Origin of the sequence: Hydrogenophaga aromaticivorans, assembly GCF_013387465.1 — a bacterium.
In the GTDB taxonomy this organism is placed as follows: domain Bacteria; phylum Pseudomonadota; class Gammaproteobacteria; order Burkholderiales; family Burkholderiaceae_C; genus Hydrogenophaga; species Hydrogenophaga aromaticivorans.
In genome coordinates this window covers 239,073-261,069 of sequence record NZ_VYGV01000015.1, presented here as the reverse complement: position 1 = coordinate 261,069, position 21,997 = coordinate 239,073, and the positions used below count along the sequence as shown (strand labels likewise).

General features: G+C 67.0%; 20 protein-coding genes. 4 read left to right on the top strand and 16 right to left on the bottom strand.

The genetic code is table 11. From position 1 onward, the window contains the following. Window positions 1-5: 5 nt before the first annotated feature. From F3K02_RS27795 to F3K02_RS16515, 5 genes are all read right to left on the bottom strand, one after another. Window positions 6-1,451: a methyl-accepting chemotaxis protein gene (locus tag F3K02_RS27795; RefSeq protein ID WP_177136726.1), complete on the bottom strand. Its 1,446-nt coding sequence runs from the start codon at window positions 1,449-1,451 to the stop codon at window positions 6-8. Between the two features lie 52 nt (window positions 1,452-1,503). Next, complete coding sequence (locus F3K02_RS16530) at window positions 1,504-3,315, bottom strand: methyl-accepting chemotaxis protein (protein ID WP_177136725.1); 1,812 nt, start codon at window positions 3,313-3,315, stop codon at window positions 1,504-1,506. A gap of 31 nt (window positions 3,316-3,346) precedes the next feature. Further along, window positions 3,347-5,101: a methyl-accepting chemotaxis protein gene (locus F3K02_RS16525; RefSeq protein WP_177136724.1), complete on the bottom strand. Its 1,755-nt coding sequence runs from the start codon at window positions 5,099-5,101 to the stop codon at window positions 3,347-3,349. Window positions 5,102-5,245: 144 nt separating this feature from the next. Continuing rightward, on the bottom strand, window positions 5,246-5,776 hold the full coding sequence (locus F3K02_RS16520) for a chemotaxis protein CheW (RefSeq protein WP_177136723.1): 531 nt from the start codon (window positions 5,774-5,776) through the stop codon (window positions 5,246-5,248). 25 nt (window positions 5,777-5,801) lie between these two features. Beyond that, window positions 5,802-7,556, bottom strand: a complete 1,755-nt coding sequence (locus F3K02_RS16515) for a methyl-accepting chemotaxis protein (protein ID WP_177136722.1) — start codon at window positions 7,554-7,556, stop codon at window positions 5,802-5,804. A 276-nt stretch (window positions 7,557-7,832) separates the two neighbouring features. Here F3K02_RS16515 and F3K02_RS16510 point away from each other — a divergent pair, with 276 nt between their 5' ends. Then, window positions 7,833-8,513, top strand: a complete 681-nt coding sequence (locus F3K02_RS16510; protein ID WP_177136721.1) for a transglutaminase-like domain-containing protein — start codon at window positions 7,833-7,835, stop codon at window positions 8,511-8,513. Here the strand turns inward: F3K02_RS16510 and metW are convergent. Beyond that, window positions 8,505-9,086 carry a methionine biosynthesis protein MetW gene (gene metW, locus F3K02_RS16505; protein ID WP_177136720.1) on the bottom strand — a complete coding sequence of 194 codons (582 nt, stop codon included), beginning with the start codon at window positions 9,084-9,086 and terminating at the stop codon, window positions 8,505-8,507. The genes F3K02_RS16510 and metW overlap by 9 nt on opposite strands. Further along, window positions 9,083-10,261 carry a homoserine O-succinyltransferase MetX gene (gene metX, locus F3K02_RS16500; RefSeq protein ID WP_177136719.1) on the bottom strand — a complete coding sequence of 393 codons (1,179 nt, stop codon included), beginning with the start codon at window positions 10,259-10,261 and terminating at the stop codon, window positions 9,083-9,085. Before metX ends, metW begins: the two co-directional genes overlap by 4 nt. 394 nt (window positions 10,262-10,655) lie before the next feature. On the opposite strand from metX, the gene F3K02_RS16495 reads away from it, so the two are divergent. Then, window positions 10,656-11,063 (top strand): RNA recognition motif domain-containing protein, encoded by a 408-nt coding sequence (locus F3K02_RS16495; protein WP_177136718.1) that lies wholly within the window; start codon window positions 10,656-10,658, stop codon window positions 11,061-11,063. A 191-nt stretch (window positions 11,064-11,254) separates the two neighbouring features. Here F3K02_RS16495 and F3K02_RS16490 read toward each other — a convergent pair whose 3' ends face one another. The 6 genes from F3K02_RS16490 to F3K02_RS16465 all read right to left on the bottom strand — a co-directional run bounded on the left by F3K02_RS16490 (window position 11,255) and on the right by F3K02_RS16465 (window position 16,269). Then, window positions 11,255-12,517, bottom strand: a complete 1,263-nt coding sequence (locus tag F3K02_RS16490) for an NAD(P)/FAD-dependent oxidoreductase (RefSeq protein ID WP_246309532.1) — start codon at window positions 12,515-12,517, stop codon at window positions 11,255-11,257. Between the two features lie 11 nt (window positions 12,518-12,528). Beyond that, window positions 12,529-12,792 (bottom strand): c-type cytochrome, encoded by a 264-nt coding sequence (locus tag F3K02_RS16485; RefSeq protein WP_210823681.1) that lies wholly within the window; start codon window positions 12,790-12,792, stop codon window positions 12,529-12,531. A gap of 283 nt (window positions 12,793-13,075) precedes the next feature. Continuing rightward, the gene (locus tag F3K02_RS16480) at window positions 13,076-13,879 is read right to left on the bottom strand and encodes an SDR family oxidoreductase (protein WP_177136715.1); all 804 of its coding nucleotides are present in this window, start codon (window positions 13,877-13,879) and stop codon (window positions 13,076-13,078) included. Between the two features lie 32 nt (window positions 13,880-13,911). Further along, a complete protein-coding gene (gene lptC, locus F3K02_RS16475; RefSeq protein WP_177136714.1) occupies window positions 13,912-14,559 on the bottom strand; it encodes an LPS export ABC transporter periplasmic protein LptC in 648 nt (215 codons plus the stop codon). Beyond that, window positions 14,556-15,122, bottom strand: coding sequence for a KdsC family phosphatase (locus F3K02_RS16470; protein WP_177136713.1), 567 nt, complete (start codon window positions 15,120-15,122; stop codon window positions 14,556-14,558). The genes lptC and F3K02_RS16470 overlap by 4 nt, the downstream gene beginning before the upstream one ends. Window positions 15,123-15,270: 148 nt before the next feature. Beyond that, window positions 15,271-16,269 (bottom strand): KpsF/GutQ family sugar-phosphate isomerase, encoded by a 999-nt coding sequence (locus F3K02_RS16465; protein WP_177136712.1) that lies wholly within the window; start codon window positions 16,267-16,269, stop codon window positions 15,271-15,273. Between the two features lie 61 nt (window positions 16,270-16,330). Between F3K02_RS16465 and F3K02_RS16460 the strand changes: the two genes are divergently transcribed. Together F3K02_RS16460 and F3K02_RS16455 are read left to right on the top strand one after the other, a co-directional pair. Then, entirely contained in the window at window positions 16,331-18,316 is a 1,986-nt protein-coding gene (locus F3K02_RS16460; protein ID WP_177136711.1) for a monovalent cation:proton antiporter family protein, read from the top strand. A 68-nt stretch (window positions 18,317-18,384) separates the two neighbouring features. Then, window positions 18,385-18,930 (top strand): adenine phosphoribosyltransferase, encoded by a 546-nt coding sequence (locus F3K02_RS16455; protein WP_177136710.1) that lies wholly within the window; start codon window positions 18,385-18,387, stop codon window positions 18,928-18,930. Between the two features lie 155 nt (window positions 18,931-19,085). Here the strand turns inward: F3K02_RS16455 and F3K02_RS16450 are convergent, their stop codons facing one another. The 3 genes from F3K02_RS16450 to mnmE all read right to left on the bottom strand — a co-directional run bounded on the left by F3K02_RS16450 (window position 19,086) and on the right by mnmE (window position 21,859). Beyond that, the gene (locus tag F3K02_RS16450) at window positions 19,086-19,745 is read right to left on the bottom strand and encodes a hypothetical protein (protein ID WP_177136709.1); all 660 of its coding nucleotides are present in this window, start codon (window positions 19,743-19,745) and stop codon (window positions 19,086-19,088) included. A gap of 84 nt (window positions 19,746-19,829) precedes the next feature. Beyond that, entirely contained in the window at window positions 19,830-20,321 is a 492-nt protein-coding gene (locus F3K02_RS16445; RefSeq protein ID WP_177136708.1) for a Crp/Fnr family transcriptional regulator, read from the bottom strand. Window positions 20,322-20,437: 116 nt separating this feature from the next. Further along, window positions 20,438-21,859: a tRNA uridine-5-carboxymethylaminomethyl(34) synthesis GTPase MnmE gene (gene mnmE / locus F3K02_RS16440; protein WP_177136707.1), complete on the bottom strand. Its 1,422-nt coding sequence runs from the start codon at window positions 21,857-21,859 to the stop codon at window positions 20,438-20,440. Window positions 21,860-21,997 lie beyond the last annotated feature (138 nt).

Sequence of the window (21,997 nt, the reverse complement as noted above, 5' to 3'; positions counted from 1 at the left end):
CCGAATCAGGATCCCCGGGATCCGTGATCAATCTTGAAAATCTGTACGGCCTGGGTCAGGCGCTGGGCCTGGTCCTTCAGGCTCCCGGCCGCGGCGCTGCTCTCTTCCACCAGCGCAGCGTTCTGCTGCGTCATCTGGTCGAGCTGGTTCACTGCGGTGTTGACCTGGCCGATGCCGCTGCTCTGCTCACCGCTGGCCGCGGTGATCTCGCCAATGATGTCGGCCACGCGCTGCGCGTTGGCCACCACCTCGCCGATCGTGCTGCCGGCCTCGGCCACCAGGCGGCTGCCCGCCTCCACCTTGTCCACGCTGGTGCCGATCAGCACCTTGATTTCTTTCGCCGCTTCGGCGCTGCGCTGCGCGAGGTTGCGCACTTCAGCGGCCACCACGGCAAAGCCGCGGCCCTGCTCACCGGCCCGCGCCGCTTCCACCGCGGCGTTGAGCGCCAGGATGTTGGTCTGGAACGCGATGCCGTCGATCACGCCGATGATGTCGTTGATCTTCTTGCTGCTGTGGTTGATCTCGTCCATGGTGGCGACCACCTGGCCCACCACCTGCCCGCCGCGGATGGCCACCTCGGCGTTGGCCACGGCCATCTGGCTGGCCTGGCGCGCCGCGTCGGCGCTCTGGCGCATGGTGCTGTTGAGTTCTTCCATGCTGGCCGCGGTTTCCTGCAGGTTGCTCGCGGCCTGCTCGGTGCGCGCCGAGAGGTCGCTGTTGCCGCTGGCGATCTCGCTGCTGGCGGCTTCGATGTGCACAGCCGACGCCTGCACCGAGGCCACCACGATCTGCATGCGTTGCAGCGCATCCTGGAGCGCACGCGCACCCGGCGTGCTGACCGCATGCGCGCTGACGTCCAGCGCAATGCCGTCGGCCTGGTTGACCGAGCGCACGAGGCGCGTGAGTTCGGCGCCCTCGCGGGCGGTGCGACCCATGCCGACAGCGAGAACCACTTCCAGACCGGTCTGAATCACCACGTACGCCGCGTGCAGCAGCACACGCGCGAAATTGGCTTCGGTGGTGCAGTAAAAGCCCAGGCCTGCGGCCTGCAGGCGGTCAAACAGCACGTGGTGCACCGCAAACAGCCCCGCCGCAAAAACGATCGGCCGCCAGTCGAGGTAGACCAGCAACAACGCCAGCGTGACGAACACACCAAAGTGGTATTCCAGCTCGCCGTGCGCCAGCTGGATCTGCAAGGCCACCAGCGACACCAGGGCGAGGGCCAGCGTCAGACGCGAACCCAGCGTACCGCGCCCGAGCGCGTAGGCCGCGGCGCCCAGGCCCAGGAAGACCAGTGCGCCGACGATGGCCAGCGTCGGCTCGTAGTAGAGAAACCCGATCAGCACGGCCGCCGCCGCGCTCAGGGCGATGGCGGCGAGCATCACCATGTCGCCCAGCAGGGCCTGGGGATGGCCGGTGTCCTTCAGCGCGGGGTGGGCGTGAATGTTCATGGCGGGCTTTCAGAAAGGGGGGCGCTTCGGCGAGAGATGTCCGGTCGCTTCGTCAGAAGCTTTCCCAGTCGCCCTCGTCGCCCGCAGCCACGGCGACCTTGGCGGGTTTGACCGGAACGGCCCTGGCGACAGGCGCGGTGGGCGCACCGGCGCTGGGCGTCGGGGCGCGCTCTGGCGCCGGGCGCTTGAGCTGGAGCGCTGCCCGGGGTGCTGCGATGGCGGGTGTGTGCAGCGTTTTCGCGGCGGGCCGGGCGCCCGGAGTGGGCGCGGTGCGCGCCGCAGCCTGATGAACCACCTTTGGGGTGAACGCGGCCGCGCTGCTGCCATCGATGCGGAACACGGACACCACCTGCGCCAGACGCGTGGCCTGGTCCCTCAGGCTCTCGGCGGCGGCCGCGCTCTCTTCCACCAGCGCGGCGTTCTGCTGCGTCATCTGGTCGAGCTGGTTCACCGCGGTGTTGACCTGGCCGATGCCGTCGCTCTGCTCGCCCGAGGCGGCGGTGATTTCACCAATGATGTCGGAGACGCGCTGCACCGAGCCCACGATCTCGCTCATGGTCTGACCAGCGTCGGCCACCAGGCGGGATCCAGTTTCGACCCGGTCCACGCTGGCGCCGATGAGGCCCTTGATTTCTTTCGCCGCCTCGGCGCTGCGCTGCGCCAGGTTGCGCACCTCGCCGGCCACCACCGCGAAGCCACGGCCCTGTTCACCAGCGCGCGCCGCTTCCACCGCGGCGTTGAGCGCCAGGATGTTGGTCTGGAAGGCGATGCCGTCGATCACGCCGATGATGTCGCTGATCTTCTTGCTGCTGTGGTTGATCTCGTCCATGGTGGTGACCACCTGGCTGACGACCTGACCACCGCGCACGGCGATCTCGGAGGCGCTGGCGGCGAGCTGGTTGGCCTGGCGCGCGGCGTCGGCACTCTGGCGCACCGTGGCGGTGAGCTCTTCCATGCTGGCGGCGGTTTCTTCCAGGTTGCTCGCGGCCTGTTCGGTGCGCGCGCTCAGGTCCTGGTTGCCGCTGGCGATCTCTGCCGATGCGGTGTTGATGCTGTCGGTGGCGCTGCGCACCTGCTGCACCGTCTTCTGCAGCGAGTCTTTCATGGTGGACAGCGCACCGAGCAGGTCGCCCAGCTCGTCGCGGCGGTCCACCTGCACGCTGCGCGTGAGGTCACCGCCGGCCACGGCACGGGCCAGTTCCACCGCCGTGGACAGCGGCACCGTGACCGACCGGCTGATCAACCAGGCCACCACGGCGCCGAGCGCCAGCGCGAAGCCCGCCATCAGGCCGATGATGAGCATCTCGGTTTTGACCGCCTGCCCGGCCGCCTGGTCCGCCAGTTCGACCAGTTCACGCTCGTGTTGCTGGAGCTTTTCCATCGACCCGATGTAGCTCTCCACCGCCGGGATCAGGCCGGTTTGCAGAAGGTCTTCGGCCTGGGGATCGGCGGCGGCCAGCGCCGCGAAGTAGGCTTTGCGCACCGCGATGTACTGCTTGCGGCGCTCGCCCACCGCGCCCAGCAGGTTCTTGCCCTGCTCCGAATCGACGCTGTCTTCCAGCGCTTTCTGCAGCCCATTGATGCGGTCGGTGGTCTGCGCGATCAGGGGCTTGAAATGGGCATCCACCTGGGGGTCGTTGCCCGACTTGGCCATGGCCATCACGCGGTTGATGTTGAGCCGCGTGTGGCTCACCCATTCGTCGGCCAGCGCCGAACGCTGACCCATCGCTTTCAGATTGGTATGGGCATCGCGGGCTGCGTTCAGGCCGCTGAGTGCCACGCCGGTGAGGGCGCACAGCAGCAGCAGCACCGCACCAAATCCCAAGGCCAGGCGCTGGGTGATTTTGAGGTTGTTGAAGCGCATGGCTATTTTTCCTGGGTTGCGGGGAACACGTTCAGAAGCTTTCCCAGTCGCCTTCGGCCGCGGCAGAAGCACTCACCTTGACGGGCTGGGGGCTTGCGGGGAGTGACAGCGGCGCAGGACGCCTGGGCGCAGGCGCTGCCAGCGGGCGGGGAAGTCCGGTTGGGCGCGCCGCTGCCACGGCAGGGGTTTTGCCCAGTCTGGGCTCGGCCCGCACGGGGGCCGATGGCCTGCTGGTTTCGGCCACGGGCACCGCCGCACCGGCTCCCTCGATGCGGAAGACCTGCACCACCTGCGCCAGGCGCTGGGCCTGGTCTTTCAGGCTCTCGGCTGCGGCGCTGCTCTCTTCCACCAGCGCCGCGTTCTGCTGCGTCATCTGGTCAAGCTGGTTCACCGCGGTGTTGACCTGGCCGATGCCGCTGCTCTGCTCACCGCTGGCCGCGGTGATCTCGCCAATGATGTCGGCCACGCGCTGCGCGTTGGCCACCACCTCGCCGATCGTGCTGCCGGCCTCGGCCACCAGGCGGCTGCCCGCCTCCACCTTGTCCACGCTGGTGCCGATCAGCACCTTGATTTCTTTCGCCGCTTCGGCGCTGCGCTGCGCGAGGTTGCGCACTTCAGCGGCCACCACGGCAAAGCCGCGGCCCTGCTCACCGGCCCGCGCCGCTTCCACCGCGGCGTTGAGCGCCAGGATGTTGGTCTGGAACGCGATGCCGTCGATCACGCCGATGATGTCGTTGATCTTCTTGCTGCTGTGGTTGATCTCGTCCATGGTGGCGACCACCTGGCCCACCACCTGCCCGCCGCGGATGGCCACCTCGGCATTGGCCACGGCCATCTGGCTGGCCTGGCGCGCCGCGTCGGCGCTCTGGCGCATGGTGCTGTTGAGCTCTTCCATGCTGGCCGCGGTTTCCTGCAGGCTGCTCGCCGCCTGCTCGGTGCGCGCCGCGAGGTCGTTGTTGCCGCTGGCAATCTCCCGGCTGGCGGTCTCGATGCCGGCACTGGATTGCTGGACCTGCGCCACCAACCCACGCAGCGACGACTGCATGCCCGCCAGCGCGCCCATGAGGCTGGCCGGTTCGCGCACCGGCGGCATGGCGCCTGTGAGGTCGCCGTCGGCAATGCGGCGCAGGGCGGTGCGCGCCACGGCCGGGTCGCCGCCAATCTCGCGACGCAGGGTGCGCTGCACCACGAGGCCCAGCACCACCGCCACCCCGATCGCCAGCGCGGCCAGCGCCATCGCCAGCCAGCGCGCGCGGTCGGCGCTCTGCTTGACGCTCTGGTGGGTCTGCACCGACAGCTGGCCGGACGCATCCCGGAGTTCCAGCAGTTCGGCTCGCAGCTTGCGCCAGGCCGGTGTTTCGTCGCGGTTGAGCACCTCGATGGCCTGGGCGGCGTCGGTCTTGACCAGCGCCAGCACCTTGTCCTGCGCCTGGGCCTGGGCGCCGCGCAGCGCGACCAGAGAAGCCAGCGCCGGTTCCACCGGCGTGCCCCGGGCCGACTGCAGCGTCGCCTGGTGCGCGTCGTCAAAAGCCGAGCGCGCGGCCTGCAGGTTGTCGTAGGCCTTGGGGTTGGCAGGGTCCAGCACGATGTTGCGCAACGCCTGGCCCATCTGCAGCCCCTGGGCGTACATCTCGCGCACGCTGTTGGCCATGGCCTGCTCGGTCTGGATGTACTGGTCGAACTCCTGCTGGGTCTGCACCAGGGCCCAGATACTGCCACCCAGGCTGGCGACAAACAGCACCGCCGGCGCCACAAAGGCAAGGATCAATCGGGTGTTGAAGTTCATGAAATCCATTCCGTGGTGTTGCGGTCGCCCGCCGTGGAGAAAGGACCCCGGCGCGTGGCGGACAGACGCAGCGCGGGCAAGGCCATGCAACTGGCCCGCGCGCGCCGACTGTCCATGTCCCCGCTCATGGGTCGCACCCGCCGCTCACTGCAGGCTCTGGGAGGTGTCCATGAGGCCCATGTCGGCGCTGGACATCAGCGCCTCGATGTCCATCAGGATCAGCATGCGCTCGCCCACGCTGGCGATGCCGGTGATGAAGCTGGTGTCCACCGTGGTGTTCATCTCGGGCGCGGGCTTGATCAGCTCGCTGCTGAGCTCCAGCACGTCGGACACCGAATCCACCACCGCACCGACCACGCGACCGTGCACGTTGAGCACGATCACCACCGTGAAACCGTTGTATTCCACCTTTTCGCAGCCCAGCTTGGTGCGCAGGTCCACCACCGGCACGATCACGCCGCGCAGGTTGACCACGCCCTTGATGAACGCCGGTGCATTGGCGATGCGCGTGGGCTCTTCGTAGGAGCGGATCTCCTGCACGCGCAGGATGTCGATGCCGTATTCCTCCGCGCCCAGGCGGAAGGTCAGGAATTCGGCTTTCTTCGCCGCTGCGGCAGCGGCTGCGCGGTCACTGGTCTGGCGCGCGATGTGGCTGCCTTCGTGCTGCATGTCCATGGTGAGGCTCTTTCGGTTCGGCGGATCAGAAACTTTCCCAGTCGTCGCTCGCACCGCCGGCGGGCACGGCCACGGGTCTGGGCGCACTGGCTTGCAAGGGAGCGGCGGCGGTGGCCTGGGTCTTGACGGCCGGACGGAACGCGGTACGCACCGGGGCGGGACGGGCTTTGGCGCGCGCCGGCTGATTCGCCACCGCCACCGGCACCGGCGCAGGGCGGGCCGCTGTCACGTGGCCCGAGAGCCGGAACACACCCACCGCCTGCACCAGTTGCTGAGCCTGCTGCTGCAGGCTGGAAGCCGCAGCGGCACTTTCTTCCACCAGCGCGGCGTTCTGCTGGGTGGCCTGGTCCAACTGGCTCACGGCTTGGCTGACCTGGTTCACACCCGCGTTCTGCTCGCTGCTGGCGCTGCTGATCTCGCCCACGATATCGGTCACGCGCCGGATCGAGGTCACGATTTCCTGCATCGTGCTGCCGGCGCGGTCCACCAGGGCCGTGCCCTGATCCACACGCTCCACACTGGCGTTGATCAGTCCCTTGATTTCTTTCGCCGCCTCGGCGCTGCGCTGCGCCAGGTTGCGCACCTCGCCGGCCACCACCGCGAAGCCACGGCCCTGTTCACCAGCGCGCGCCGCTTCCACGGCGGCGTTGAGCGCCAGGATGTTGGTCTGGAACGCAATGCCGTCGATCACGCCGATGATGTCGCTGATCTTCTTGCTGCTGTCGTTGATGTCTTTCATGGTCTGCACGACCTGATCCACCACCTCGCCACCCTGTACCGCCACCGTGCTGGCGCTGGCCGCGAGCTGGCTGGCCTGGCGCGCGTTGTCAGCGTTCTGGCTGGCAGTCGATCCCATTTGCTCCATCGAGGCCGAGGTTTCTTCCAGCGCCGAGGCCTGCTGCTCGGTGCGGCTGGAGAGGTCCGAATTGCCCTGGGCGATCTGCGCGCTGGCCGTGGCCACGCTGTCAGCCCCCTGGCGCACATCGGTCACCACACGGGTGAGCGAAGTCTGCATGTCTTTCATCGCGGCCAGCAGGGGCGTGAATTCGTCGCGTGCGTCATCGTTCACCGATGTGGTCAGGTCGCCATCGCGCACCCGCTCGGCAACGGCCTGGGTGAGGGCCACACGGCGGCGCAACAGCGAGGCCACATACGCCGAGAACACCATCAGCACGACCAGCAGGACCGCCGCCAGAATGGCAATCAGATTGGCGGTGGTCAGCGCGCCTTGCTGGATCTTCTGGATGTCGCTGCCCAGTCCCTGGGTCTGGATCTCGACACCGCCATTGAAGGCCTTGAGCAACTGGTTGCGCGTGGGGATCGTCACGTCCACCAGGTAGGCAAAGGCTTCTTCCTTCTTGCCCTCCTGGATCAGGGCGATGTTGGCCTCACCCACCTTCCAGAAACCAGCCAGCAGGGGCGGCAAGGTGGCGAAATGCGCCTTGCCTTCTTCTGAAAACAGACGCTTCTCGTAAGTCGAGAACAACCCGTCCATGTGCTTGCGCTTGTTGGTGATGTACGCCAAGGTCTCCTGCAGCTCCTGGGGATTGCGCGCCAGGATGGCGTGGCGGATTTGCAGCGAGACCTGGGTCACGTTGAGCTCCAGCTCGGCCACGGCGTTGAGCTGCGGCACACGGGTGCTTCCTGTGAAACCGGCCAGGTCGGCGGCCTGGTTCAGGCTGGTGTACGCGTACACGCCCAAAGCGGCGAGCGCCAACGAAATGGCGATACTGACCGCGTAAAGCCGGCGGGCAATGCCGAACGTGAATCCTGGATTCATGATGTCTTGACCTTCTTAGAATTAATTAGCGCTTGAAACAGCGGCCCTTTCGGGTCTGCGCAAAGTCCGAAATGGCGTGAGCAGAAAACTTTTTCCCCCCACCAGCGCGGGAGAAACAGCGCTCGTTGGTTCTACGTTGGTTCTATATCGACGCCAACGCGCATCAATGAAGTGCGAAATAGGCGTGCGTGTGCCAACTTGTTCGCACTATTTGGTTTTAGAAGGGGCGTCTCGCAGGTGTCGCGCAGCCGGTGGGCGCTCTGGTAATTTCGCACCATGAACGCGCACAACCCCCATCTGGCCGCCACCCCCTGCATCGACAGCGACCACCCCGAGGTGGTCGCCTTCGCGAGCACGCACGCGCAGGGCAGCAACGACCGCGAACGCGCGGTGGCGCTGTACCTGGGCGTGCGCGACGGGCTGCGCTACGACCCGTACCGCATCGACCTGTCCGAACACGGCATGAGAGCCAGCACCGCGCTGGCCCTAGGCAGCGGCTGGTGTGTGCCCAAGGCGGTGGCCCTGGCGGCGGTGGCGCGCGCGGCCGGCATCCCGGCGCGACTCGGTTTTGCCGATGTGCGCAACCACTTGTCCACCGAACGCCTGCGCCGGACCATGCAGACCGATGTGTTCGCCTGGCACGGCTACACCGAGCTCTGGATCGACGGCGGCTGGCGCAAGGCGACACCGGCGTTCAACCTGTCACTGTGCGAGAAGTTCGGTCTGCTGCCGCTGGAGTTCGACGGCGTGCAGGATTCGCTCTACCACCCGTTCGACCGCGCGGGCCAGCGGCACATGGAGTACGTGGCCGAGCGCGGCAGCTTTGACGACCTGCCGCTGGGCGAGATCACAGCGACATTCGCCGCGATCTACCCTGGCCTGCTCGCCGCCAGCGCGGCAACGCCTGGCGACTTCGCGGCCGACGCCGCGCGCGAAGCGGGCGGCGCCTCAGCTTGAGAAGCGGAACACCGCCGTGCTGGCCAGCAGGTTGGGCAGGGTCCGGACCTCGTGGCCTTCGTGCAGGCCGAAGCTGTCTTCGATGGTGAGGCCGTTGCGCCGCGCGAGCACCTCGAAGTCGCGGTAGGTACCGACGCGGATATTGGGCGTGTCGTACCACTGGTAGGGCAGGCGCTTGGTCACCGGCATGTGGCCCTGCAACACCGCCAGCCGGTTGGGCCAGTGGGCGAAGTTGGGGAAGGCCACGATGCCCAGGCGGCCCACGCGCGCGGTCTCCAGCAGCATGGTCTGGGCGTTGCGCAGGTGTTGCAGCGTGTCGATCTGCAGCACCACATCGAAGGCGTCGTCATTGAACATGGTCAACCCGCCTTCGAGGTTGAGCTGCAGCACATTGACACCCCGCTTCACGCAGGCCAGCACCTTGGCATCGTCGATCTCCACGCCGTAGCCGCTGCAGCCGCGCGTGGCTTGCAGGTGCGCCAGCAGGGCGCCGTCGCCGCAACCCAGGTCGAGCACGCGCGAGCCCGGCGGCACCAGCCGGGCGATGGATTCCAGAATGGCTTTTTCGCTCATGCCCGATCCCCCGAAAGCTGACCAACGGTGTGCTCGAAGTAGGCCCGCACCGCCTGGTGGTAACGCGGATCGTCGAGCAGGAAGGCGTCGTGGCCGTGCGGCGCATCGATCTCGGCGTAGCTCACGTCACGCCCGTTTTCCAGCAAGGCCTTGACCATCTCGCGGCTGCGCGTGGGCGAGAAACGCCAGTCGGTGGTGAAGCTCACCAGCAGGAACCGGGCTTTCGCGCGCGCCAAAGCGGCACTCAGGCTGCCGCCGTGTTCGCGCGCGGGGTCGAAATAGTCGAGCGCACGGGTGATCAGCAGGTAGGTGTTGGCGTCGAAGTACTCGCTGAACTTGTCGCCCTGGTAGCGCAAGTAGCTTTCGATCTGGAACTCCACGTCCTGCGTGGTGTAGCGGTAGGCCAGCTCGGCGGTCTCGGTCGGGTCTTCCCCGTTGGCGGTGCGCAGCGAACGACCAAATTTTTCGTTCATCACGTCGTCGCTCAGGTACGTGATGTGGCCGATCATGCGGGCGATGCGCAAGCCACGCCGGGGCAGCGTGCCTTCGCGCAGGTAGTGGCCGCCATGGAAATCGGGGTCGGTGACGATGGCGCGGCGCGCCACCTCGTTGAAGGCGATGTTCTCGGCCGTGAGGTTGGGCGCGCTGGCGACCACGATGGCGTGGCGCACGCGCCCGGGGTGCTGCAGCGTCCAGCTCAGTGTCTGCATGCCGCCCAGGCTGCCGCCCATGACGGCGGCCAGTTGCTCGATACCCATGACGTCGAGCAGGCGCGCCTGCGCGTTGACCCAGTCTTCCACCGTGACCACGGGGAAGTCCGCACCCCAGGGCTGACCGGTGGCGGGGTTGGTGTGGGTGGGGCCGGTGGAGCCGAAGCAGGAGCCGAGGTTGTTGACGCCGATGACGAACCAGCGGTCGGTGTCCACGGCCTTGCCGGGACCGATCATGTTGTGCCACCAGCCTTCGCTGCGGGGCAGCGGCTGGCCGCCGGCGTCGGCGTGCCAGCCGGCGACGTGGTGCGAGGCGTTGAGGGCGTGGCACACCAGCACCGCGTTGGAGCGGTCGGCGTTGAGCGTGCCGTAGGTTTCCACCACCAGCTCGTAGGCGGGCAGCACGGCGCCACTCTTGAGCGGCAGCGGTTCGGTGAACCGGAACGTTTGGGGCGTGACGATCACTGCGGTTTCCCCTGCCGGGCAGGGTCCAAAAACAAAAAACCCGGTGCCGCCAAGAGCGAGACCGGGAATCCCCCCTTTAGCGGCATTTCTTAAGCGCCCGCAATCTGGATCAAATCGGCGCTGCTGGCGAGTATAAATTGAAGCGCTGCGAGCGGGCAGCCCCCGCCGGCACACCCCGTGTTTCAGGAAATGTTGCGAATCTGCATCGCAGGATTGGACGCTTTCAGGCGCCCGAAAAATTGTCACTATCCATGCGGCATTCAGCGCATAATCCTTCCGCGAGAGCCATCAGGCCTCGCTTGACAAGTGATCGGTTGGTTTCGCGTGCTACAGGTTTTTGTGTGCTAACGGGGCTCCATCGCTATTTTTCTCAGTGTTATTAGGAGTCCCAACCATGGGCAACAAACTGTACGTGGGCAACCTGCCCTACACCGTGCGTGACGAAGACCTGCAGCAAGCTTTCAGCGCCTACGGCTCTGTCAACAGCGCCAAGGTCATGATGGAACGTGACACCGGCCGTTCGAAAGGCTTCGGCTTTGTCGAAATGGGCAACGACGCAGAAGCGCAAGCTGCTGTTGAAGGCATGAACGGCCAGTCCCTGGGCGGTCGTAGCCTGGTGGTCAACGAAGCCCGTCCGATGGAAGCCCGTCCTCCCCGCACCGGCGGCGGCGGCTTTGGCGGCCCCCGCGGTGGTGGCGGCGGCTTCGGTGGTGGCGGCGGTGACGGCGGCGGCTTCCGCAGCCCCTACGGCGGCGGTGGTCGTCGTGATGGCGGCGGTGGCGGTGGTCGCGGCGGTTACTGATCGCTTACCCCTTACAGCCCGGTTGTTGTGACCGGGTTGCTCAAAAAAAGCCCTTCGGCCTGCCCGAATGGCTTTTTTTTCGTCTGCAGAAGTTGAAGACCGTGCCTTGTGTCAGGGTGGTCTGAGGCCGATATGCGTCAGCGGCACTTCAGCCATGATGGGGTACCAACGCGCCATCGATCCTGTGCACGTCAACCCAGCGTGTCATTGAGAATGTTGGTCGCCCAGGCCATGGCGAAGAGCGCTTCCGTGGCAGTCGGGCGGTCGGACAGTCCGCCCGCGTCTTTGGCCGGCACCATGGTTTTCTTGGCGCTGTCGTAGCGGTACACCGCGGCCACGTGAATCACCTCCGACTGCGAGACGAAGCTGTAGCAGGTGTTGGCAATGATGGGCAGGGACGGAACAGGCATGCCCAACGACTGCGCAGCGATCGCCCCGGCGCACACTTTGGCTTCCTGGTTGGCCATGTGCGCGGACTTGGGCATGCCGGGTGCACCCGCGATCGAATCCCCGAGCACGTAAACACCCTTGGCGGCGGTCGACTCGTAGCTCAGGAAGTCCACGCCGCACCAGCGGTCGCCCACATTGGACAGACCGCTGCTGCGGGCAATGGCGCCGGCGCGCTGTGGCGGAATCACGTTGATCACCTGCGCCTTGACCTTGCCCTGCAGATCGAAGCTGAGCGTACCGCTCTGGGTGTCCACCGCTTTCAGGTCGGCGTTCGGCACGTACTCGATCTGCGCGCCGTAGCGGCTTTTCCAGACCGCTTCAAACAGGCCTTTCTTGGCCTGAATTTCCGGATTGGCATCAAACACCAGCAGCTTGGCACCGGGTTTGCGCGTCTGCAGGAAATGGGCGATCAGGCTGGCCCGCTCATAGGGGCCAGGCGGGCAACGGTAGGGCACCTTGGGCACCGTCATGGCCACCACACCGCCGTCGGGCAACGCCTGCAGCATCTGGCGCAGCTGCTGGGTCTGCTCGCCCGCCTTCCAGGCGTGGGGCACGCGCGCCTGCTGGGCCGCGGTCTGCAAACCGTCGATGCCGTCGTACACGTAGTCAACCCCTGGCGCCACGATCAGCCGGTCATAGGGAATCTTCTCGGTCCCCACGCGCACCTCGCGCAGGCTGGTGTCGATCGCGTCGGCCCGGGCCCGCACCCAGCGCAGCCCGCTCTGGGCGACCAGGCGGCTGTAGGGCCGCGAGATGTCCCGCAGACTCAGCCCACCATGGATCACGCGGTTGCTCATCGGGCACATGACGAACTCGCTGGCGGGTTCGACCAGCGTGATCTGCAGGGCGGGGTTGAATCGGTGCAAGTAGCGCGCGGCTGTGGCGCCCCCGAATCCACCCCCGATGATGACCACCCGTTCACCGCTTTGCGCAGCCACAAAGGGTGATGCCAGTGTTGAAGCCGCGGCCAGACCGGCCTGGAGAAGTGCACGTCGCTGGGTCATGCCGGGAGCTCTCATTTGAGTGCGGAAAAATGGTCGGCGATGCGGGATAGCTCCTCGTCGCTGTAGCCTTTGGCGTGCTGGTGCATGATGGTGCCCTTGAGCTGGCCACTCTTGTAGCCCAGCAGCTTGCCCAGCAGATCCTTGGCGGGACGCCCGCCGATGGCCAGGCCCGTACCTTCGGCCCGACCGTCAGGTCCGTGGCAGGCCATGCAACTGGCCGCCCAAACCTGGGTCTGGAATGCAGCCGGGTCTTTGGACTGGGCTTGCGCAGTCACCACCCACCCCAGGCCCAGGCAGCAGATGGCCCAAAACCTGTGGCCAGAGGCACGCTTCTTGACCAAGGACGGTGTGGGTGGGGCGAGGGTGTTGCGGGTCATCTCTGCCACTTTGGCGGAAAACCAGGTCTTGTGCCGTGATTTTTTACGCAACTTGTGACGTGCGCAGCACCACGAGCCCACCTTCGACAGTGAGCAAAATTGCACCGTATTGCTTTTGCATTCTTTCCCGATTCAGTCCTGTAACGCGATCGCGCTACCTCCCTGAGAACGCCCCCGGGTTTCAGGCTGCCGCGTCTTCGCCTTGCCGGTGCTTGCGTGGCCGGCCGGCCAGCAAGCGGTCGAAAAGGCCGTTCGGCAGCAGGCGCAGCAACTTGGCCACCACCCCCATCTGCCAGGGGATCACCCGGTAGCTGGTTTGTGCGGCGATGGCGTCGAAAGCCGTCGCCGCAAAGACTTCCGGACTCAACAGAAAGGGCATGGCGTAGCGGTTCTTTCGGGTGAGCGGTGTGTCCACATAGCCGGGCAAGAGCGTGACCACACCCACACCACTGCTGCGCAGCTCGCCGCGCAGGCTCTCGCAATAGGCTACGACCGCAGCCTTGCTGGCGCAGTAGGCCCCGTGCCCGGGCAAGCCACGAATGGCCGCCACGCTGGCGATGCCCACCAGCGTGCCACTGCCGCGCCGGGCCATGGCGGCCACAAAGGGCTGGAAGGTGGCAGCCATGCCGGTGTTGTTGGTGGCAAAGGTGCGCGCCATCACATCGATGTCGTCCCTTTCGGCGGTGTCCATGCCGATGCTGATGCCGGCGTTGGCGATCACCACATCGGGCAGGCCCTGGTCAGCCAGACAGTCGGCACCGGCGGCCACGATGCTCGTGGTGTCGGACACATCGGCGTTATAGATCCGGCAGGTGCTGTCATCCCAGCCCTGGGCCTGCGCCCAGGCTTGCAGCTCGCCGCTGCGGCGGGCCACCAAAGCCAGCCGGTAGCCCGCCCGCGCATACCGCAGCGCCAGCGCCTGGCCGATGCCGCTGGACGCCCCGGTGATGAACACCAGGGGGGCTGGCGGCAGGTCGTGCGACATGGAGGGCGCTGGGTGCAGAGAAAGGGAGCGCCTCAGCGCGGCGCGAGCTGGGCGCGAACCCGGCCATTGAGTTCGACGACGCGCGAATCACCGCGGTAGTCGAGCGTGTCCGCCGTCATTTGGTCCTTGTCACGGATCAAGAGCACCGGAAGATCCGATTCGATGTGTTCGGGGTCGGTGCTCACCCGCAGAAATTCGCCGTGGAACTCCATGCGCGGCAAGCGCTGGCCAGCGGCGTTGCGTGCGGCCTGGCGCACCACCACCGCATCGCCCCTGAGCTCGTAAACCGTGCCCTCGCCGTTGCTGATGATCTCGCGCGCCGTGGCTGTGGAGAGCTGGCGCTGCGCGCTGTAGGTGCGGATGCGTGCGGTGTCGATGACCGTGCGGTCCGTGTCGGGGTGGTGGCGGGCCTCGGCGCCGTAGACCTCGGTTTGCAATGTCCCGTTGGGCGCAAACACCTTGACGGAAAACCGCCGCATGAAAAAGTCGGGTTCGTTGGTGAGCAGTCGCTCGGGCTCGGGCTCCATGGGCTGGGGCGTGGCCTGCAGCAGGAGGTAGGACGCCAGCGCCAGCGGCATCATCAGCAACACCGGCAAGTACAGGGAGAGCTGGTCCCAGACCCGGCTCAGGCCCCTTTGGCGCTTCTTCACCTGGGGATCGGTGGGTGCGGGCGCGTTCACGATGCAGCCACCTCCAGCTCACCCGCATAGTGACCGCTGGCCACCAGCAACAGATCGCACAGCTCGCGCACGGCACCTGCACCCGGCAGGCGCTGTGTGACATGGTGGGCCAGGGCCAGCAGTTCGGGATGGGCGGTGGGTGGTGTGCAGGCGAGTGCGGCACGCCGCAGCATGGGCAGGTCGGGCCAGTCATCGCCCATGGCCGCCGCGGCCGACCAGTCCAGCCCCAGCTCGGCCAGGATGGCCTCCGCCGCCGGCCGCTTGTCTTCGGTGCCGAAACGCGTGTGGACCACACCCAGGGCTTTCAGTCGCGCGCGCAACGCCAGCGAATCGCGCCCGCTCACCACAGCCGGCGTGATGCCGGCCCGCTGCAGCAGCTTGATGCCATGACCGTCGAGCGTGTGGAAGCGCTTGAGGGTCTCACCCGACTCGCTGAAATACAGCCCACCATCCGTCAGCACACCGTCCACGTCGAAGAACACCACACGCACAGGCTGCGCGCGCAACAACAGCTCGGGCGGGAAGTTCAGCGTGGGAAGCAGCGGCGGCAGATCAGAAGACATGGGGCAATGCTAACTGGAGAGGATGCGTTCGAGTGAAGTGCCTTCCGTCAGGGCGCCGCGGAACCGGCTTTGCCGGGCCGCCAGCGCCGCCCTGGGGGGTGACGCCGCAGGCGGCGCGGGGGTGGGCCAAGTCCTGCGGCTCGGTGGGTCAAATGACTTTCGCCCGCATGAGATCATTGCTGTTGAGCGCGCCGGTCAGGCTGCCCGCATCATCCACCACCAGCAAGCTGGTGACACGGTTCGACTCCATTAGGTCCGCGGCTTCCACCGCCAGGGCATCGGCCCGCACGGTGCGCGGGTTGGGGTGCATGACTTCGCGCGCAGTGAGCGCGCGCAGGTCCACGCTGCTGCCGGACTTTTCGATCAGGCGGCGCAGATCGCCATCGGTGAACACGCCCAGCACCGCGCCCTCGCCATCGACGATGGCGCTCATGCCCAGGCCCTTGGCGCTGATCTCGCGCATCAGCGTCATCAGATCGGCATCCAGGCGCACGCGCGGCACACCGTCGCCGCTGCGCATCACGTCGCTCACATGGGTCAGCAGCTTGCGCCCCAATGCGCCGCCGGGGTGGGAGCGGGCGAAGTCGTCGGCCTTGAAGCCCCGCGCGTCCAGCAGCGCCACGGCCAGCGCATCGCCCATGGCGAGCTGGGCCGTGGTGCTGGCGGTGGGGGCCAGGTTGTGGGGACAGGCTTCCTTTTCGACCGAGGCGTCGAGCACCACGGCGGCGTGCCGGCCCAGGGTCGACTGCACGCGGCCGGTGAGCGCCACCAGGGGCACGCCCATGCGCTTGATCAAGGGCAGGATGGCCGTGAGCTCTTCGCTCTCTCCGCTGTTGCTGATGCCCAGCACCACATCGGCCGCCGTGATCATGCCCAGGTCGCCGTGGCTGGCCTCGGCCGGGTGCACGAACATCGCGGGCGTGCCCGTCGAGGCGAGGGTGGCGGCGATCTTGCGACCCACATGGCCGCTCTTGCCCATGCCCATGACCACCACACGACCGCTGCTGCCCAGCACGAGGGCCACCGCGCGGGCAAAGCTGTCGTCCATGCGGTCGGCCATGGCGTTGACGGCTGTCGCCTCGATGCTGAGGGTTTCGCGGGCCAGGGACAGGGCGCGCACCGGGTCGAACGTGGGGGGCAGACTCATGCCCGGATTATCGTCGCTGGACCCGGTCCGGGCTGTCGCGGCGAGCCCTTACCATTGCCTCATGAATTCGCTGGACATCACCCTGCTCTACCTGCTGGCCGCCGTGCTGGGCGTGGTGGTGTGCCGCCAGTTCAAGCTGCCACCCATGCTGGGCTACCTGGTGGTGGGCGTGGTGATCGGGCCGAACGCGCTGGCACTGGCACAGAACTCCAGCGGTGTGCGCTACCTGGCGGAATTTGGCGTGGTTTTCCTGATGTTCGTGATCGGACTGGAATTCAGTCTGCCCAAGCTGCGGGCGATGCGGCGCCACGTGTTCGGACTCGGCCTGTCCCAGGTGGTGCTCACCCTGCTGATCACTTCAGCCGCTTCGCTTGCCATGGCCTTGCTGCTGCCCACCTGGTGGAAGGTGTCCTGGCAGATCGCGGTCGCGCTGGGCGGCATCATGGCAATGAGCAGCACGGCCATCGTGATCAAGATGGTGGCCGAGCGGCTGGAGCTGGAGTCGGAACACGGCAAACGGGTGGTGGGCATCTTGCTGTTCCAGGACTTGGCCGTGGTGCCGCTGCTGGTCCTGATCCCCGCGCTCGGCGCAGCCCCGGAAGACCTGTTGCCTGCCCTGGGTCTGGCCCTGTTCAAGGCGGTGGTGTTGCTGGGGGTGTTGCTCACCGGCGGCCAGAAGGTCATGCGCTGGTGGCTCACGCTGGTGGCCCGGCAGAAAAGCGATGAGCTGTTCATGCTCAACCTGCTGCTGATCACACTGGGCCTGGCGTGGCTGACCGAACACGCCGGCCTGTCGCTCGCGCTGGGCGCGTTCGTGGCGGGCATGCTGATTTCGGAGACCGAATTCAAGCACCAGGTGGAGACCGACATCCGGCCGTTCCACGATGTCTTGCTCGGGTTGTTCTTCATCACCATCGGCATGATGCTCGACTGGCGGCTGGTGCTGGAGCGCTGGCCACTGGTGCTGCTGCTGCTGTCGCTGTCGGTGGCGTTCAAGCTGGCCCTGATCACCGGGTTGACGAGGGTCTGGGGCGCGAGCATGGGGGTGTCGCTGCGCGTGGGCCTGTACCTCGCGCAGGCTGGCGAGTTCGGGTTGGTGCTGCTCACGCTGGCAGGACAGAACAACCTGGTGCCACCGGCGCTCTTCAACCCCATCCTGGCGTCGATGGTCGTGTCCATGCTGGCCACACCCTTTGTGATCCTGTACGCCAACGACATCGTCAGCCGGGTGGTCGGCAGCGACTGGCTGATGCAGTCGGTGCAGATGACCAGCATCGCGCGCAAGGCGATCAACGCCGACAAGCACGTGATCATCTGCGGCTACGGTCGCTGCGGCCAGAACCTGGCGCGGCTGCTGGAAGCCGAAGGCATTCCCTACATGGCGCTCGATCTGGACCCCGACCGCGTGCGCCAGGCCGCAGCCGCCGGAGATTCGGTCGTCTTTGGTGACGCGGCGCGCCTGCAGGCCCTGATCGCCGCCGGCCTGCACCGCGCCAGCGCGGTGGTGATCACCTACATCGAGACGGCCAGCGCGCTCAAGGTGCTGCACCACACCCACGAACAGGCCCCCCAGGTGCCGGTGGTGGTGCGCACCATCGATGACGCGGATCTGGAGAAGCTGCGCAGCGCTGGCGCCACCGAGGTGGTGCCTGAAGCGATCGAGGCTAGCCTGATGCTGGCCAGCCACGCGCTGGCGCTGGTGGGTGTGCCGATGCGGCGCGTGATCCGCGTCGTGCAGGACCAGCGCGACGCGCGCTACAACCTGCTCAAGGGCTACTTCCACGGCGCGGACGACGATGGCATCGAAGAAGCCGAACACGAGCGCCTGAACACCGTGACGCTGCCGTCGGCCGGTCGCACGGTCGGCAAGACGCTGGGCAGCCTGGCACTGGAAACCGTGGGCGTGCGCGTCGCCAACCTGCGCCGGTCCAGCGGCCACGGCGTACCCTTCGACGACGACACGGTGCTCGAAGGCGGCGACACCCTGGTGCTCAGCGGCAAGGCGCCTGCGCTGGCGCTGGCCGAAGACCGGTTGCTGTCGGGTTGACGGACCGGTTCCCTTCTGCACCCCTCTCAAACCCCAGCGCACCGGCGCTCCTCAAACCGGATCACAGCATGGACAGCACCGACTACCTCAAATCCCACATCCGGACCGTGCCCGACTGGCCTGCGCCCGGCGTGCAGTTCCGCGACATCACGCCCCTGCTGCAGGACCCCCGGGTGTTCCGCGTGCTGATCGACACCTTTGTGCACCGCTACATGGAGCCGTCCCTGCGCCCCACCGTGGTGGCCGGGCTGGACGCGCGGGGCTTCATCATCGGTTCGGTGGTGGCCTACGAACTCGGCCTGGGCTTCGTGCCGATCCGCAAGAAGGGCAAGCTGCCCTTCACCACGGTGGAAGAAACCTACGAGCTGGAATACGGCAGCGCCACGGTCGAACTGCACACCGATGCGGTCAAACCGGGCGACCGGGTCCTGCTGATTGACGATCTCATCGCCACGGGCGGCACCATGATGGCGGGCGCACGGCTGCTGGAGAAACTGGGCGCCGAGGTGATGGAAGGCGCCGCCATCGTGGACCTGCCCGAACTGGGCGGTTCAGAGCGGCTGCGGGCCAGCGGGCTGCCGCTGTTCACGCTGGTGAATTTCTCGGGCCACTGAAGCCCGGGCCATCGCAGCGGCGGAGCCCCGGTCCGCGCCGACGAAGGCGCGGGACGCTTGGAGGCATCACGAGCTGCCGCCGGGCCGTCCCAAGGCAGGTCAGCCCCCTCGGGGGGCAGCGACCCGCGCAGCGGCGGAGTGTGGGGGTGTCATCCCTACAGTTTTCCGTACTGCGTTTCGCTCAGCGCTGAAAAATCGCTGTGCGATTCGGGCGGGGGAACATCGGCCTCCGTGTCCAGCCGGTGCGCCGGCAGCGCGGGCGTCTGCAACGCCCGGCGGAACGCATTCACCTCATCAGCCGCCACAGGCTGCGCGCGGCCACTGGACGGCGTGAGCACCGGGACCGGGATCGCGGTGGGGTTGTCCGACGTGGCCAGGCGCTGTGTCTGCGCGGCCACCGCCGCCTTGAGCGCGATGCCCCGCTGGTCGTGCACCGCCTTGCGCCGCCAGTAGACCCCCTGCACCGCCATGGTGTGGCGCTTGTCGGCGCTGCTCTGGATCCAGCGTTCAATCTCCAGCAGGTATTCATCGGGCATGACGTCGGCGGGCAACGCCAGATCAATCAGCACCAGAAACCGGTCTCCGTTGGCGTCGAGCGTGAGCACCTTGAATTCGTAGCTGGTCGACAGCACCCCGGCACGGATCAGGGACTCGCGCACCACCGAGAACAGCTGCTCCCGACGCAGGATCCGCCGGCCACGGCGCGGCGAGATCAGGGGCAAGGTGGTCTGGCTGAAGGAACGGCGTGGCTTCGCACGGCCACCGTTGGCAGCGGGATCTGATTTTCTGGCTTGAAGCCACCGCAATAGAGACATGGTCGAAGTATGCGTTGCCGGGTGCATCGCGATGTGAGAAAAAGTGCGGGAATATTGGAGCAAATGGCGCGTGCGCCACTTGATTCAGGTCACAGCCACGCGTTTGGGCCGGTTGTACATGCGGCGCGCCAGCACCGCGGCCATGGCCACCGACAACTCCAGCGCGATCGGCGGAAAACGGGTGGAAAGCTCTCGAAAACGCAAAGGCGTGAGGCACCAGAGCCGGCTGGGCGCACCCGCCTGCACGGTCGCACTGCGCGGCAGGTGGCTGAAAAAAGCACCCTCACCCAGCAGTGACCCGGGGCCCACCAACGCGATGCGCACACGCTCCTTCGCGTCTTCGTAGTGCACCGTCAGGCTGCCCGTCTCGACAAAATAGACCGTCCGGTCCTTCACACCCTGCTCGATCAGCACCTGTCCCTGCTGCAGGGACACTGGCTGCAGGAAGTCGGCCAAACCCTGCCACTGTGCCTCGGTCAGGTTCAATGGCACCGCATCCAGCGCGCCGCTCTGCCTCATCGCCTGGGCCAGGCCCATGATGTCGGCACGCATCGGCGCTGGTAGGCTGGCGTTCATCCGGCAACGTTAACCGTGAGGGGCCCGCGCGTGCAAGCCCGCGCCGTGTGCATTAACGGCTGCTTACAGTTGCGCTCCAGACGGTGTCGCAAGAACGCCAGGCGGTGCGCTGGGGACTATTTGCCGATGCAAAAGCGCGAAAAAATCTCGCCGAGCAGGTCGTCGGCGCTGAATTCGCCGGTGATTTCACCCAGCGCCCGCTGGGCCAGACGCAATTCTTCGGCCATCAGGTCCAGGTGTTCGGCCTGCGCGGCCAGCAGCGTGTGCGCGCCGTCGAGGTGTGTGCCCACACGCGCCAGCGCCTGCAGGTGGCGTTCGCGCGCCATGAACAGGCCGTCGCCCGCGTGCTGCCAGCCGGCCAGGTCCAGCAGGCGCTGGCGCAGGGCCTCCAGTCCGTCGCCGTTTTTGGCGGAAATCGCGAGCTCGCCCGCCCGTGCGCGATCCGACAGCATGGCCCGGGCGCTGTCGCTGCACTGATCCAGCTTGTTCCACACCTGCAGCACGGTCACCCCGCCGGGCAGGGCGGCAGCGATGTCCGCATCGGCGGATTGGTAGGCCAGGCTGTCGCTGCGGGTGAGATCGTGCAGGAACAGCACCGCGTCGGCCTGGTGGATCTGTCCCCAGGCGCGTTCGATGCCGATCTTTTCCACTTCGTCCACGTCCGGGCTGTCGCGCAGACCCGCGGTGTCGATCACGTGCAGCGGCACGCCCTCGATCTGGATCGTCTGCTGCACCACATCGCGCGTGGTGCCGGCCACCGGGGTCACGATCGCCAGCTCGGCGCCGGCCAGCGCGTTGAGCAGCGAGCTTTTACCCGCGTTGGGTTGCCCGGCGATCACCACCGTGAGCCCGTCGCGCAGCAGTGCGCCCTGCCGGGCCTGCGCCCGCACATCGGCCAGCGCGGTGCGCAGGCGCTGCAGCTGACCCGTGGCGTCGGCCTTCTTCAGAAAGTCGATCTCCTCTTCCGGGAAATCCAGTGTCGCCTCGACCAGCATGCGCAGGTTGATGAGCGCGTCGCGCAGCGCGTGGATGCGCTCGGAAAACACGCCCGCGAGCGAGCGGCTGGCACTGCGCGCCGCGGCTTCGGTGCTGGCATCGATCAGGTCGGCCACCGCCTCGGCCTGCGCCAGGTCGAGCTTGTCGTTGTGGAACGCACGCTCGGTGAACTCGCCGGCGCGCGCCGGGCGCAGGCCGGGCAGCAGCAGCTGGTCTTCTGCAACGGGCGCCTGTGCCACCTGCAGACAGCGCGCCAGCAGCAGCTGCAACACCACCGGTCCGCCGTGGCCCTGGAGCTCCAGCACGTCCTCGCCGGTGTAGGAATGGGGTCCTGGAAACCACAGCGCCAGGCCATGGTCGATGGGCTGGCCGTCCGCATCGGGGAACGGCAGGTAAGTGGCCTCGCGCGGTTTCAGCACCCGTCCGAACAGGGCCTGAACGAACGCCGCCAACCCCCTGCCCGACACCCGCACGATGCCCACCGCCCCGCGACCGGGCGCGGTGGCGATGGCAACGATGGGGTCGCGGGAAGCGGAGAGCATGGGCAGATTCTGCGGCAAGCGGTTTCAGAAATGGAAAGGGCCCGCAAAGCAGGCCCAGCCGAGTGAAGTGCCCCCTCACAGGGATGCCGCGGAACCGGCTTTGCCAGGCCGCAGGCATTGTCCCCCTGTGGGAAGCCG

Excerpts from the sequence above, each read along its gene's own strand:
- F3K02_RS16520 (WP_177136723.1), bottom strand. The coding sequence starts at position 5,776 with ATGGACATGCAGCACGAAGGCAGCCACATCGCGCGCCAGACCAGTGAC.
- F3K02_RS16480 (WP_177136715.1), bottom strand. The coding sequence starts at position 13,879 with ATGTCGCACGACCTGCCGCCAGCCCCCCTGGTGTTCATCACCGGGGCG.
- F3K02_RS16515 (WP_177136722.1), bottom strand. The coding sequence starts at position 7,556 with ATGAATCCAGGATTCACGTTCGGCATTGCCCGCCGGCTTTACGCGGTC.
- F3K02_RS16445 (WP_177136708.1), bottom strand. The coding sequence starts at position 20,321 with ATGAACGCCAGCCTACCAGCGCCGATGCGTGCCGACATCATGGGCCTG.
- metW (WP_177136720.1), bottom strand. The coding sequence starts at position 9,086 with ATGAGCGAAAAAGCCATTCTGGAATCCATCGCCCGGCTGGTGCCGCCG.
- F3K02_RS27795 (WP_177136726.1), bottom strand. The coding sequence starts at position 1,451 with ATGAACATTCACGCCCACCCCGCGCTGAAGGACACCGGCCATCCCCAG.
- mnmE (WP_177136707.1), bottom strand. The coding sequence starts at position 21,859 with ATGCTCTCCGCTTCCCGCGACCCCATCGTTGCCATCGCCACCGCGCCC.
- F3K02_RS16465 (WP_177136712.1), bottom strand. The coding sequence starts at position 16,269 with ATGAGTCTGCCCCCCACGTTCGACCCGGTGCGCGCCCTGTCCCTGGCC.
- F3K02_RS16470 (WP_177136713.1), bottom strand. The coding sequence starts at position 15,122 with ATGTCTTCTGATCTGCCGCCGCTGCTTCCCACGCTGAACTTCCCGCCC.
- F3K02_RS16490 (WP_246309532.1), bottom strand. The coding sequence starts at position 12,517 with ATGACCCAGCGACGTGCACTTCTCCAGGCCGGTCTGGCCGCGGCTTCA.
- F3K02_RS16455 (WP_177136710.1), top strand. The coding sequence starts at position 18,385 with ATGGACAGCACCGACTACCTCAAATCCCACATCCGGACCGTGCCCGAC.
- F3K02_RS16495 (WP_177136718.1), top strand. The coding sequence starts at position 10,656 with ATGGGCAACAAACTGTACGTGGGCAACCTGCCCTACACCGTGCGTGAC.
- F3K02_RS16530 (WP_177136725.1), bottom strand. The coding sequence starts at position 3,315 with ATGCGCTTCAACAACCTCAAAATCACCCAGCGCCTGGCCTTGGGATTT.
- F3K02_RS16450 (WP_177136709.1), bottom strand. The coding sequence starts at position 19,745 with ATGTCTCTATTGCGGTGGCTTCAAGCCAGAAAATCAGATCCCGCTGCC.
- F3K02_RS16510 (WP_177136721.1), top strand. The coding sequence starts at position 7,833 with ATGAACGCGCACAACCCCCATCTGGCCGCCACCCCCTGCATCGACAGC.
- F3K02_RS16525 (WP_177136724.1), bottom strand. The coding sequence starts at position 5,101 with ATGAACTTCAACACCCGATTGATCCTTGCCTTTGTGGCGCCGGCGGTG.
- F3K02_RS16460 (WP_177136711.1), top strand. The coding sequence starts at position 16,331 with ATGAATTCGCTGGACATCACCCTGCTCTACCTGCTGGCCGCCGTGCTG.